Genomic DNA, 13,235 nt, shown 5'->3' on the forward strand with positions numbered 1-13,235 from the left:
TAATATTTTGTTTTTCTAACCTGCAAAGGTAATGTTTTTTAGATTAGTTGGTTAAAACAATGTTTATTGCTGGTTCTATAACCATTTTTTTTCCTTTATTATTACCAAATTCAACTAAATGTTTAATTCTTTTAAACCAATGTAAATTTACAAACATAAATGAGTTTTCTTCCTCTACATAATTAAGTAAAACTGCTGGTGCATAAAAAGTTCTTTCGATTTTTTGTCCATGACTTTCAAAGTATTTATTTGATTCAATAATTACATTTTCAATTCCTATAACTATTCCGCTTTTAGGAATTGAAATATTTTGATTTGAAACATCAACTATAGTTTTTTTTCTTCCTTTGCCTACTTTCACTAAAATAGATTCATCTACTAAAGATTTTCCTGGCAAACTTGTAATTGTATCAAATTCTAAAATTCTTATTTTTAAAATAGCATCTTTAATTGGGGATTTTGTAAATATTTCGATTTCCTTTAAAAAATTTGTTTCTTTAACTATTGAATCATAATCAAATTTTTTTGCTAAAATTTGAGGAATAGCTCCTTGTAAGTGAGAACTTCTACTAAATTCCGAATTTCCAATCTTATTTACTTTTGTTCTTTTTGCTGAAAACACTATAACTTCATTTATTTGATAAATTTCAGGAGAAAGCAAATAAATTCCGTTTTCGTTAATTTTTAAAGTAGTGTCCTTATAACCTAAGCATGAAAATTGTAGCCGATTAGTCTCTTTTGCATTAATCACAAATGTTCCGTTTTCTTCGCTTGAAGTTCCTGTACTTTTATTTTCAATCCATATTGAAACATAAGGAATTGGTTCACCAGAAATGCTGTCTTTGACCACGCCTTTTATTTGGCCAGTAAGGGAAATGGTTAGAAAAAGAAAAAAAACTAAAAACTTATTCATTAAATGTTCTATTTGAAACCCTGTTAAGCTAAAACGATTTCAGCTTCTCTCATAGATTCTGACCCGAGCTTGCGAACAGACGAAGTAAACAAGTTCAGAATGACAAAATGTTATTTATTATTTATTAAAAAAATCAACAATTTTTCGGTCATTACTTAAACGTGGAAGTTTGTTTTGTCCACCTAATTTACCAATTGATTTCATGTATTCTTGAAATCCATTTGTTACAACTTTGGTAACTACTAAAGTTCTTAAAACGCTTCCCGCAATCAAATCGTCGTAATACACGTTTTGTTTGCGCATAGCGTTATCAATTTTTAGAGCAAATTCCTCTAAATTTAAAGGTTCATTCTCAAATTCGATAAACCATTCGTGATACGGTAAACCATTTTCTGGATTAATTTGCGGAGCTACAGTAAATTCATTCACTCTAACATTTGTTCCTTCCATAGCTTCTTGTAAAGCTGCTTCCACTTCTTTACCAATAACATGTTCGCCAAAAGCAGAAATGTAATGTTTGATTCTTCCAGAAACAATCACTCGATAAGGTTTTAAACACGTAAACTGAATCGTATCGCCAATATTGTAAGCCCAAAGTCCGGCATTGGTTGATAGAATTAAAACATAATTGATTCCTAATTCTACTTCGCCTATGGTATAGCGTTTCGGGCTTTCGTTAAAAAACTCATCTGCTTTAACAAATTCGTAGAATATTCCCGAATTTAAAAGCAACAACATTCCTTTTTCTTTTTGAGAATCCTGATAGGCAAAAAATCCTTCTGAAGCCGGAAATAACTCTATGGAATCGACTTTTCTGCCAATTAAATTTTCGAATTTAGCACGATAGGGTTCATAATTTACTCCGCCATAGATAAACAAATTGAAGTTTTTGAAAATTTCGCCAACAGGTTGATTCGCTTTTTCTTTTAGCTTTTCGAAATACATTTGCACCCATGACGGAATTCCTGAAATAACCGCCATATCTTCTTGTATTGTTTCCTCTACAATGGCATCAACTTTAGTTTCCCAATCTTCAATACAATTAGTTTCCCAACTTGGCATTCTATTTTTCTGTAAATAAGCCGGAACATAATGGGCAACAATTCCTGAAAGTCGGCCTAATTTTACTCCGTTTTTTTCTTCTAAAATGGGACTTCCTTGTAAGAAAATCATTTTACCATCAACAAAATCGGCTTTTCCTGTTTCGTGAATATAACTTAAAATTGCATTTCGAGCGGCTTCAATATGAAAAGGCATCGACTCTTTTGTCAACGGAATATATTTGGCTCCCGAAGTAGTTCCAGATGTTTTAGCAAAATAGATTGGTTTTCCAGGCCAAAGAATGTTTTCTTTCCCTTTTACAACCTCATCAACATAAGAACGCAATTGTTCATAATCTCGAATAGGTACATTATTTTGATATTCTTCGAACGAATTAATCTTATCGAAATGATGATCTTTCCCAAATTTGGTTTCTTTAGCTTTTTGAATTAAATCTTTAAAAACTTTTTGTTGGGTTTCAATAGGATTTTGCGCCCATTTTTGAGTTTTATTATGAATGTGTTTTGCAAATAATTTTGCTGCAAAAGCTTTTATTGACATAGTTTATTCAAAATTGATAAATTGAGTAGGATCAATAGGGAAACCATCTTTCCACAGTTCGAAATGAAGCGAAATACTTGCATCTGGATTCACTGAATTACCTGCTAAAGCAATAACTTCACCTGATTTTACTGTATCGCCCTGTTTTTTAGTTAAACTTCCTGCATTTTTATAAACTGAAAGAATAGCATCTTGATGTCTTATAATAACAACATAACCTGAAGAAGGTGTCCAATCTGCAAAAACAATAGTTCCTGTAGCCACAGCTTTAATTGGCGTATTATTTGCAAGTGCTATCGAAATTGCTAAATGCTTATTTTTTGCATTATACTTTTCAATTATTTTACCTTTTGCAGGTGGAAATAATACAAAACTTACTTTTGGCTTAGAAGACTCAAATACATTGTATTTATCTTCTTTTTTAACTGTTTCTTGAAGTTGGTTTTCGGCTTCAGAAGCAAGTAAAGCAGATTCATCTATTGTTTGTTTTTCGGCAGCGATAATAGAATCTTTATTGAATTTTGCATATTCTAAATCGCCCGTTAATACCTTTTTGATAGAATTAATATAAGCTGTATTGTCTTTTACTAGACTTTCTAATGAATCGGACTTAATAGCTAGATTTGTCGCTTCTTGTTTTAATTTTGTAGAAGCATATCCCGGAATATATTGGCGTAATGGCGTAAACGCAATAATATAAGTGGTAATTCCTATTAAAAAAATAGCACCAAGAGTCGCCACTAAAAACACGTTCATAAGATTTAATTTTAATGAAAATGTTTCTTCAAAAGTATCTTCATTTAAAATTATTAAACGTCTTTTATTGAGTAATTTTTTTAATAGAAGTTTTCTTTTTCTACTCTTTTTCTTCGCCATTTTTAGGTATTATATCCTACAAATATAATAATTCATTAGGTTAAGCTAAATATGTAATAATAATAATTCGTTAAAAAATAACACATTGCTAAAAACTTTTTATCTTTGTACTATAAATATTAGAAATCATGAATGCATTAGCTATATTTTTAGGGACAATTGGAGCTCCGCAAGTTATCTTGATTATTGCAATTGTTTTGTTACTTTTTGGTGGTAAAAAAATTCCTGAATTAATGAAAGGTTTAGGTGGTGGTGTTAAAGAATTTAAAAACGCTATGAAAGACGACGAGCCTAAAAATTCAAATAAAGAAGAAACTAAAGAATAATTTTATATTCTTTCTATAAAAAAATCCCGAAATATTTCGGGATTTTTTGTTTTATATAATCATCGATAATTGAATACGTTTTCTCGCTTCATCAACCTCAACTACTTTTACTTGAACATGTTGGTGTAATTTCACTACTTCATTTACATCGGAAACAAAGCCTTCTTTTAATTGTGAAATGTGAACCAATCCACTTTCTTTAATTCCGATATCAACAAAACAACCAAAAGCAGTAATATTATTTACAATTCCAGGTAAAATCATACCAGGTTTTACATTAGCAATCGAACGAACATTGGGATCAAATTCGAACACTTTAGCCGCTTTTCGTGGATCTAATCCTGGTTTTTCTAATTCTTTAATAATATCTTGAATTCCTAAAATACCTACATTTTCTGTAATATATTTATCGGCTTGAATTTTACTGATTTGTTCTTTGTTACCAATGAGTTCCGAAACTTGAATTCCTAAATCTTTTGCCATTTTTTCCACCATTTTGTACGATTCAGGATGCACAGCCGAATTATCCAACGGATTTTTTCCGTCTTTAATTCGGATGAACGCTGCCGCTTGCTGGAATGCTTTTTCACCTAAACGCGGTACTTTTTTTAATTGGTTTCTATCTTCAAACGGACCATTTTCGGAACGGAAAGCGACAATGTTTTCCGCCATTTTTTCGCCAATTCCTGAGACATAACTCAACAACGATTTGCTGGCGGTATTCAAATTAATTCCAACTTTGTTAACACAACTAATTACTGCAGAATCTAATGCTGAATTTAATTTGGTTTGGTCTACATCATGTTGGTATTGCCCTACTCCGATGGATTTCGGATCAATTTTTACCAATTCGGCCAACGGATCACTTAATCTTCTCCCGATAGAAACAGCACCACGAACGGTTACATCATAACTTGGAAATTCTTCACGGGCAATTTTACTCGCCGAATAAACAGACGCACCTGCTTCGGAAACTACAAAAACCTGAATAGGCTTATCAAAAGCAATTTTTTTGATGAAAAATTCGGTTTCACGACTCGCCGTTCCGTTACCAATTGATATCTCTTCAATGTTATAAGCATTGACCATAGAACGGATTTTTTTCATCGCCATGGCACTTTCGTTTTGCGGCGCATGGGGATAAATATTTTCGTTGTACAGCAAATCGCCTTTTTCGTCTAAACAAACCACTTTACAACCCGTTTTATATCCCGGATCGATAGCTAAAATTCGTTTTTCACCTAATGGTGGCGCTAACAACAATTGGCGTAAATTTTCGGAGAAAACGTCTATTGCTTTGATATCTGCTTTTTCTTTAGCCTCTTGTAAAACTTCATTAGATATAGCAGGTTCTAACAAGCGTTTGTAACTATCATCAATTGCTTTTTCAATATGAAATGCGCTTTCACCTTCATTTTTAATAATCGTTTTGTCAATAAAACGTAACGTTTCCTCTTTATCTTCATCGGAAAGTGAAATTTTAAATTTTACAAAACCTTCCGCTTCTGCACGCAGCATTGCTAATAATCGATGTGAAGGTGCTTTCATTAAATTCTCACTCCAATCGAAATATTGTTTGAATTTTTGTGCTTCTTCTTCGTCTTTTTTGGTTTTTACCACTTTAGTTTCAACCAAAGCTTTTCTTTGAAACGTGCGACGTAGATTTTTACGAATAAAGATATTTTCATTAATCCATTCGGCAATAATATCGCGAGCACCTTGTAAGGCTTCGTCTTCATTGGATACTTTATCGTTAATATATTTAGATGCTAAATATTCTAAATCGTCATTTTTTTGACTCATGATGATTTTTGCCAACGGTTCTAATCCGTTTTCGCGAGCGGTATCGGCTTTGGTTTTGCGTTTCTTTTTATAAGGTAAATACAAATCTTCCAATTCTTGTAAATCGAAGCTGGCTTCAATTTTTACTTTTAAATCAGTTGTTAACGCATTTTGCTCTTCGATAGATTTTAAAATCGAATCTTTGCGTTTTACAATTTCGTCGAATTGTTTGCTCAGCTTTGCAATCGTTTCAATTTGAACCTCATCAAGATTTCCAGTTCTATCTTTTCGGTAACGCGAAATAAATGGAATGGTACAATCTTCAGCTAATAATTGTAATGTATTTTCGATTCCTTTTACAGGAAGTTGGGTCGCTGTTTGTATGAATTGGATGTTTGTCATCAAAATAAAATTATTGGCTAAAATACTATCTTTGATTAAATTTTAAAATATGTCGCCCGTATTGATTTATCTTATTTTTATCAATTGTGTAACCTTCTTTATTTTTGGGTTAGATAAATGGTTGGCACGCAACAATAAAAACAGAATTTCTGAACGAACGTTATTAAGCTTTGCTTTTGTTGGCGGTATAATTGGTGGTATTTTAGGAATGCTGGTTTTTCGTCATAAAACACAAAAAACTTCCTTTAAATTGGCAATTGGTGCCATTTTAATTTTGCAAATCATTGCACTTTATTTCAAAGTAATTCCTTTTGACTATTTCTAATCTTGAACAATATAATCTTTAGGATCTTCTTTTTTAAATTCGGGTTGAATATTGATATGATTAATTCCGAATTGCTGAAAGAGTACACTTTCTACTTTAAAAAGTAAATCGTTGAATTCACTCATTTTAATATCTTCAGAACAATCTAAATGCGCTTCTAAATGCAATTCTTCTTCATTTAAATGCCAAACATGAATGTGATGTAATTTATTAACACCTTCTATTTTATGAACTTCACGAACAATTGCTTTAATATCGATGTCTTCAGGCGTGAACAACATTAACATTTTTGTTGATTTTATGATTAAATCGAATCCAACAACAATTAAGTAAATCGCAATTAAAATTGTCATAGCGCTGTCTACCCAAAACCAACCATAAAACTTCATTACTAATCCACCAACTAAAACTGCAACAGAAGCCATCATATCGGTAAGTAAATGTAAATAAGCCGATTTCATATTTAAGTTATGATCGGCATCTTTTTTAAGTAGAATTACTGATAATCCGTTTACTATAATTCCTAATAACGCTAACCAAATTACTAAAGTTGATTCAATAGGATGAGGATTTATTAATCGCTCGATTGCTCCATAAATTAATATAAAAGCCACTATTATTAAAGTAGCCGCGTTTACAAACGCGGCTAATAATTCGGCACGTTTATACCCAAAAGTTTGATCTAATGAAGCTTTTCTTCTTGATAATTTATGTGCAACTAAACTAAAAACAAGCGATAATACATCGGAAAAATTATGCAAAGCATCAGAAATTAAAGCTAAACTTCCAGATATAATTCCTCCTATAATTTGAGCCAAAGTAATAATCACATTCAGTATAATTGAAAAAAAAAGATTTTTACCTTTTACTTCATGCTTATGTATGTGAACGTGATTGTGGCTCATTTTTTTAGATGTTTAGATTTTAGATAATTAGAAAGTGAGAAAAAAATATTATTTCTAAAAATCTCGTGTTTAAGTATTATTTACAAGCAATTTTTTGAACGCGTCTATCATGGCGACCGCCTTCAAAAGCTGTTGTTAAAAATGTATGAACCATTTCAACTGCTTGTTCAATAGATGTAAAACGCGCAGGAATACTAATTACATTTGCATCGTTATGTTCGCGAGCTAATTGTGCAATTTCTTTTGTCCAACAAAGTGCAGCTCTAACACCTTGATGTTTATTAGCGGTCATAGCAATTCCGTTTCCTGAACCACAAATCACAATTCCTAATTCGGCTTTTCCGCTTTCAACGTCATAGGCTACTGGATGACCAAAATCGGGATAATCTACACTTTCAAAAGTATCGGTTCCGTGGTTAATAACTATGTGTTCGTTAACTTCTAAATACTTAACAATCGCTTTTTTGTATTCAGGACCAGCATGGTCGTTTCCTATTGAGATAATCATAATGTTGTTCGTTATGTGTTTATTTATTTTTACAAAAATAATCAGAATCTCTTACAAGTTACCTTAACTTTGAAAGTAAATTTTTCTTGTATGAAGTTTAAAGGAATTTTAAAAGCATTTGAAGAAAACAGTTTGGGATATGGTCCGCATATTGTAATACCAAATGATATTTTTGAAAATATGCTCCAATTAGCGCCTGATAAACGAATAAAATGCACTTTAAATTCTAGTTTAACAGTATCTAGAGCAATGTCACCAAAAGGTGATTTTCATTATATACTTCTAAATAAAGATGTTTTGAAAAAATGTAAACTCGAAATTGGTGATGAAGTTTTGGTAGAATTACAACCTGATATTTCTAAATATGGGATTGATATTACTGAAGAAATGGAAGAAGTTTTATTTAGTGACCCAGAAGGAAGTGATTTATTTCATAAACTTACTCCTGGTGTTCAACGATCATTAATTTATTTAATAAATAAAATTAAAAGTTCTCAACTAAGAATAGAACGCAGTTTTGTAATCTTAGAACATTTAAAAAAGATGAAAGGAAAAGTAGATGGAAAAATACTCCAACAAGATTTTAAAGAATTTCGAAATAAAATAAAATTTTAACAACTATTTTACTTAAAATCAACGATTTATTTAAACATTCAACGATAAAATTTTGCTATGTTAATTAATTTATGTAATTCATTGATATTTAATTAATTATAAATTAACATTAATTGTTAATAATTTTAAATAGAAAATTAGAAATATTTTAAAATCGTATTCAAAAATTTATAATCAAAAATTGAACTGAAATATGCAAGTGTATTTTTTAATTTTTTATGTGGAAGTTTTGAGTAAAAAACAATTACTTATTAACAGTTTTTAACAAGTGAAGTTATCTACAAAACAATCTTAAAATCATATTTCAACAGTTGTTAATAACTATCTATCGCTTGATAAAAAAAACTTAAAAATCAAGAAATTAAATAAATTAACTAATGTTAATAGCATTGTATAAAATTGTAAAAGTCAAATTTCAAAACCATATTAAAAAAGTTATACCACATATTAACACGCTATAATAATCATCAAAAATTTAATTTTTTAAAAAATATTTTTTTTATTGTTTTTAATATATGTTGAAAACTTTTCTTTTTAATAAATGTTAGATTTTTATTAATTCTAGATGCTATTTTCTTATTTCTATTTTCTTATTTGTAATTTTAACAAAAATTGAAATGATATAATGAGTAAGAAACCTAAAAAATTAGGTAAAAAAGCAAAAGATTTTACCTCTCAAATTTTTAAAATTTTAGCCAAAGAACCTTCTAAATCTTTTAACTATAAACAAATTGCAGCGCAACTAGAGTTAACAGATACCAAAAGTAGAAACGAAATTATTCGCGATTTAAAGCTTTTAAAATCTCAAGATAAAATTCATGAAACCGATCGTGGTAAATACCAAATGGTTTCTAAAGCAGAATATTACGAAGGTTATATAGATATGACTTCCCGTAAAACTGGTTATTTTGTTTGCGATGATTTAGAAGACGATGTTTTTGTGCCTTTTATAAATTTAAATCACGCTTTAGATGGTGATAAAGTAAAAGCTTACATCTATAACAGAAGAAGTTCTCGTCGACCAGAAGCTGAAGTTTTAGAAATTTTAGAAAGAGCCAAAGAAGAATTCGTTGGTGTTATAGATGTTCAAAAGAATTTTGCTTTTGTAACTACTGCAAATACAAAGATGTATACCGATATTTTTATTCCTAAAAATAAAATAGGTGATGCCGAACATGGTGATGTAGTTTTAGTGAAAATGGAAGATTGGCCTAAAAAAGCCGATTCTCCTTTTGGTTCTGTAATTAAAGTATTAGGAAAACCAGGCGAACACAACACTGAAATTCATGCGATTTTAGCGGAATACGGTTTACCTTATGATTTTCCAATTGAAGTGGAAGCGTATGCAAATAAAATTGATACTTCAATCACAGAAGAAGAAATTAAAAAACGTCGCGATATGCGTGATGTTTTAACCTTTACGATTGATCCAAAAGATGCAAAAGATTTTGATGATGCGTTATCGTTTCAGGTTTTAGAAAATGGAAATTATGAAATAGGAGTTCATATTGCCGATGTTTCTCATTATTTACAAGAAGGAACGATTTTAGATGATGAAGCTTATAAAAGAGCTACTTCGGTTTATTTAGTAGATCGAGTGGTTCCAATGCTTCCTGAAGTTTTGTCAAATTTTGCTTGTTCACTTCGTCCACATGAAGAAAAATATACGTTTTCAGCGGTTTTTCAATTGAATAATAAAGCAGAAGTTTTAGATGCATGGTTTGGACGAACAGTAATCTATTCTGACCAACGTTTTGCTTATGAAGAAGCACAGAGTATTATCGAAACAAAATCAGACGTTATTCCAGCCGAAATTTCATTAACCGGAAGCGAATATAGTGTTCCAAAACCAATTGTTGATGCTACTTTAAAAATGGATGAATTAGCTAAAATTCTTCGAAGAAAAAGAATGGCAGCTGGAGCAATTTCGTTTGATAAAGTAGAAGTAAAATTCAATTTAAATGAAAACGCAGAACCAATTGGAGTATACTTTAAACAAAGTAAAGATGCGAATCATTTGATTGAAGAATTCATGTTGTTAGCGAATAGAAAAGTAGCAGAATTCATTGGGAAACAAAAGAAAACTTTTATTTATAGAATTCACGATGAACCAAATGAAGATAAATTAATCAATCTTCAAACTGTGATTTCTAAGTTTGGGTATTCGATTAATTTCAAATCTAAAAAAGACATTTCAAATTCGTTAAATAATTTATTAAAAGAAGTTCAAGGTAAAAAAGAACAAAATTTAGTAGATACACTTACTATTCGAAGTATGAGCAAAGCTGCTTATTCGACTGAAAATATTGGTCACTACGGATTAGCCTTTGATTATTACAGTCATTTTACCTCGCCAATTCGTCGTTATCCGGATGTTATGGCACACCGTTTGTTACAACATTATTTAGATGGTGGAAAAAGTGTAAGTGAAGAAGATTATGAAGAGAAATGTGTACATTCTTCACAAATGGAAAATTTAGCTGCAAATGCTGAAAGAGATTCTATTAAATACATGCAGGTTAAATACATGCAAGATCATAAAGATCAGGAGTTTTTAGGTGTAATTTCTGGAGTTACCGAATGGGGAATTTATGTAGAAATCATCGAAAATAAATGTGAAGGAATGTGCCGTATTCGTGAAATTAAAGACGATTATTATGTATTCGATGAGAAACAATATGCATTAGTTGGTGAAGTTTCAAAGAATATTATACAATTAGGAGATGAAGTATACGTTAAAGTAAAAAATGCCGATTTAGTTAAAAAACAACTAGATTTTTGGTTTTTAAGGAAAAAAGAAGATTAATTTCCTGCAAGGTTTTTATAACCTTGTAGGTATAAAATAAAAATATGAAACAAACATTTTTAAACATTATTGCTTTTTCAATTTTTTCATTTGGTTTTTCCCAAGTGGAAAAGAATTTAGGCGATTTTCATAAAGTAACATCATTTGATCAAATTGATTTACAATTAGTTAAATCATTAGAAAATAAGATAATTATTAAAGGTTCTGGTTCTAGCGATGTTGAAGTTGTAAATAAAAATGGCGAATTAAAAATTAGAATGCCATTAACAAAGCTTTTACAAGGTGATAATATCTCAGCAACTTTATATTATACAAAATTAGAAGCTTTAGAAGCTAATGAGGGTTCTCGAATTGCTTCAACTGATGTTTTTTCAGGTTCTCATTTCGATATTATTCTTAAAGAAGGTTCTGAAATAAATATAGAATTAGACGTAGATAAATTAACAGCTCGAACATCAAACGGTAGTATTTTAACTTTAAAAGGAAGAGCCGATTTTACTGATGTTTTAGTAAATTCTGGTGCAAAATACGAAGCTGATGAATTAGAAACTAAACAAACTACAATTACTGCAAATGCCGGCGGTATAGCTAAAGTACATGCTACCGCTTATGTAAATGCTAAGGTTAGAGCTGGTGGTGATATTGTTATTTTTGGTAAACCAAAACAAATCGATCAAAAAATTGTAGCTGGCGGTAGTATTGAACAAGCTAACTAAAGTTAGTCACAGTGATAAGTATCAGTTTTCAGTTTTTTTTGTAATTTCGTTCTATTAACTAATTTTTAGTATGCAATAACTGCGACTGAAAACTGAGACTGAGACTAAAAATTGCATTTTCAAGACATACTTACCGCAATTCCTTGGGGACTTTTATTAGCCTTTTCTATTGGGCCAGGTTTTTTTGTTTTATTAGAAACTAGTATTACAAAAGGATTTAGAGCTGCTTTTACCTTCGATTTAGGAATTGTATTTGGCGATGTACTTTTTATTCTTATAGCTTATTTAAGTACCAATAAACTTCTAGAACAATTAAAAGATAATCCTGCTTTATTTATTATTGGAGGTTTAATTATGTTCGTTTACGGATTAGTTTCTTTTATTATGTTAAAACGTAATTTTAAAAAGAAACAAGAAGAAGAAAAAGACGACGATAATATTCCAAAAAACAATTATTTCGGATTATTTTTTAAAGGTTTCCTTTTAAATTTCATAAACATTGGCGTATTAGGATTTTGGATGATGATTATCATTACTTACGGTCCGCAAATGAATATGAATACACAAAGAATATCTATTTTCTTTACCGCTATTTTAGCTTTTTATTTACTTTTTGATGTTGCTAAAATTTTACTAGCCAAACAATTAAAAAATAAACTTACGCCACAAAATATTTATAAAATTAAACGCGTTATTAGTATTATAATATTAATATTTGGTTTATTCTTTATGCTACAAGGTTTGTTTCCAAAAATGAAAAACGATCTTACTAAAAAAATTGAAAGTGTAGAAAAAGAGGTTTAAGTAAAAATATAAAATAAAAAAGAGCAACTAATTTTAGTTGCTCTTTTAGTTTAGAGGCATCGCCCGGATTCGAACCGGGGTAGACGGTTTTGCAGACCGCTGCCTAGCCGCTCGGCCACGACGCCATTATTTGAACGGACTGCAAATGTATATAAAAAGTTTAAAGTTTGAAAGTTTAAAGTTTAAAAGTTAACACTTTACTATATTTTTTTCTAGTAAAAATTAATAATATTTTAAATGTCAACCAATTACTAGTTCTAGTTTTAGTTTCTAAATTCTTCCATTTCTATAGTTACGCTTTCTACATCGCCTCCAATTGGTGGATTCAACTTTGAAACGGCAACTTTTATTCTCGAAACCTGAGGTAATTCGGCAAAAGTTCTGTTAATTATTCTGTGTGCTACATGTTCTAATAAATGCGATCTAATAGCCATTTCTTCCACTACAATTTTATTTAAATGAACATAATCAACTGTATCATGTAAATCATCACTTTCAGCCGATTTACGTAAATCTGTTTTAATTTCTAAGTCAATTTTATAATCACTTCCTATTTTTCCTTCTTCAATTAAACATCCATGATAAGAGAAAGTGCGAATATTATTTAATTTAATTGTTCCCATATTTTTTTAATTTATCGTTTGTCGTTAATTGT

Annotated in this window: 13 protein-coding genes and 1 tRNA gene; 6 read left to right on the top strand and 8 right to left on the bottom strand. The window is 30.2% G+C overall.

Annotated features, from left to right (window positions below):
* Window positions 1-43: 43 nt before the first annotated feature.
* The 3 genes from GCU34_RS10460 to GCU34_RS10470 form a co-directional block, all read right to left on the bottom strand.
* The gene (locus GCU34_RS10460) at window positions 44-913 is read right to left on the bottom strand and encodes a carboxypeptidase-like regulatory domain-containing protein (RefSeq protein ID WP_072782355.1); all 870 of its coding nucleotides are present in this window, start codon (window positions 911-913) and stop codon (window positions 44-46) included.
* 117 nt (window positions 914-1,030) lie between these two features.
* A complete protein-coding gene (locus GCU34_RS10465; protein ID WP_072782352.1) occupies window positions 1,031-2,515 on the bottom strand; it encodes a GH3 family domain-containing protein in 1,485 nt (494 codons plus the stop codon).
* 3 nt (window positions 2,516-2,518) lie between these two features.
* Window positions 2,519-3,391, bottom strand: coding sequence for a murein hydrolase activator EnvC family protein (locus GCU34_RS10470; protein WP_072782349.1), 873 nt, complete (start codon window positions 3,389-3,391; stop codon window positions 2,519-2,521).
* Between the two features lie 128 nt (window positions 3,392-3,519).
* Here GCU34_RS10470 and GCU34_RS10475 point away from each other — a divergent pair, with 128 nt between their 5' ends.
* On the top strand, window positions 3,520-3,717 hold the full coding sequence (locus tag GCU34_RS10475; protein ID WP_072782346.1) for a twin-arginine translocase TatA/TatE family subunit: 198 nt from the start codon (window positions 3,520-3,522) through the stop codon (window positions 3,715-3,717).
* A 51-nt stretch (window positions 3,718-3,768) separates the two neighbouring features.
* On the opposite strand, the gene GCU34_RS10480 is transcribed toward GCU34_RS10475, so the two are convergent.
* Complete coding sequence (locus tag GCU34_RS10480; RefSeq protein ID WP_072782342.1) at window positions 3,769-5,901, bottom strand: Tex family protein; 2,133 nt, start codon at window positions 5,899-5,901, stop codon at window positions 3,769-3,771.
* 49 nt (window positions 5,902-5,950) lie between these two features.
* Between GCU34_RS10480 and GCU34_RS10485 the strand changes: the two genes are divergently transcribed.
* On the top strand, window positions 5,951-6,226 hold the full coding sequence (locus tag GCU34_RS10485; RefSeq protein ID WP_072782339.1) for a DUF1294 domain-containing protein: 276 nt from the start codon (window positions 5,951-5,953) through the stop codon (window positions 6,224-6,226).
* Here the strand turns inward: GCU34_RS10485 and GCU34_RS10490 are convergent.
* The gene (locus tag GCU34_RS10490; protein ID WP_072782319.1) at window positions 6,223-7,131 is read right to left on the bottom strand and encodes a cation diffusion facilitator family transporter; all 909 of its coding nucleotides are present in this window, start codon (window positions 7,129-7,131) and stop codon (window positions 6,223-6,225) included. The genes GCU34_RS10485 and GCU34_RS10490 overlap by 4 nt on opposite strands.
* Window positions 7,132-7,207: 76 nt before the next feature.
* Window positions 7,208-7,639, bottom strand: a complete 432-nt coding sequence (rpiB, locus tag GCU34_RS10495) for a ribose 5-phosphate isomerase B (protein ID WP_072782317.1) — start codon at window positions 7,637-7,639, stop codon at window positions 7,208-7,210.
* 90 nt (window positions 7,640-7,729) lie between these two features.
* On the opposite strand from rpiB, the gene GCU34_RS10500 reads away from it, so the two are divergent.
* The 4 genes from GCU34_RS10500 to GCU34_RS10515 all read left to right on the top strand — a co-directional run bounded on the left by GCU34_RS10500 (window position 7,730) and on the right by GCU34_RS10515 (window position 12,580).
* On the top strand, window positions 7,730-8,254 hold the full coding sequence (locus GCU34_RS10500) for a DUF1905 domain-containing protein (RefSeq protein WP_072782314.1): 525 nt from the start codon (window positions 7,730-7,732) through the stop codon (window positions 8,252-8,254).
* Window positions 8,255-8,879: 625 nt separating this feature from the next.
* Complete coding sequence (gene rnr / locus GCU34_RS10505; protein WP_072782311.1) at window positions 8,880-11,060, top strand: ribonuclease R; 2,181 nt, start codon at window positions 8,880-8,882, stop codon at window positions 11,058-11,060.
* Window positions 11,061-11,104: 44 nt separating this feature from the next.
* On the top strand, window positions 11,105-11,776 hold the full coding sequence (locus tag GCU34_RS10510; RefSeq protein ID WP_072782307.1) for a head GIN domain-containing protein: 672 nt from the start codon (window positions 11,105-11,107) through the stop codon (window positions 11,774-11,776).
* Between the two features lie 111 nt (window positions 11,777-11,887).
* Window positions 11,888-12,580: a LysE family translocator gene (locus tag GCU34_RS10515; RefSeq protein ID WP_072782304.1), complete on the top strand. Its 693-nt coding sequence runs from the start codon at window positions 11,888-11,890 to the stop codon at window positions 12,578-12,580.
* A gap of 54 nt (window positions 12,581-12,634) precedes the next feature.
* On the opposite strand, the gene GCU34_RS10520 is transcribed toward GCU34_RS10515, so the two are convergent.
* Together GCU34_RS10520 and folB are read right to left on the bottom strand one after the other, a co-directional pair.
* Window positions 12,635-12,705: transfer RNA gene (locus GCU34_RS10520), tRNA-Cys, on the bottom strand.
* Window positions 12,706-12,843: 138 nt separating this feature from the next.
* Window positions 12,844-13,203, bottom strand: coding sequence for a dihydroneopterin aldolase (gene folB, locus GCU34_RS10525; RefSeq protein ID WP_072782301.1), 360 nt, complete (start codon window positions 13,201-13,203; stop codon window positions 12,844-12,846).
* Between the last annotated feature and the right edge of the window lie 32 nt (window positions 13,204-13,235).

The organism is Flavobacterium haoranii (assembly GCF_009363055.1).
Taxonomy (GTDB): Bacteria; Bacteroidota; Bacteroidia; order Flavobacteriales; family Flavobacteriaceae; genus Flavobacterium; species Flavobacterium haoranii.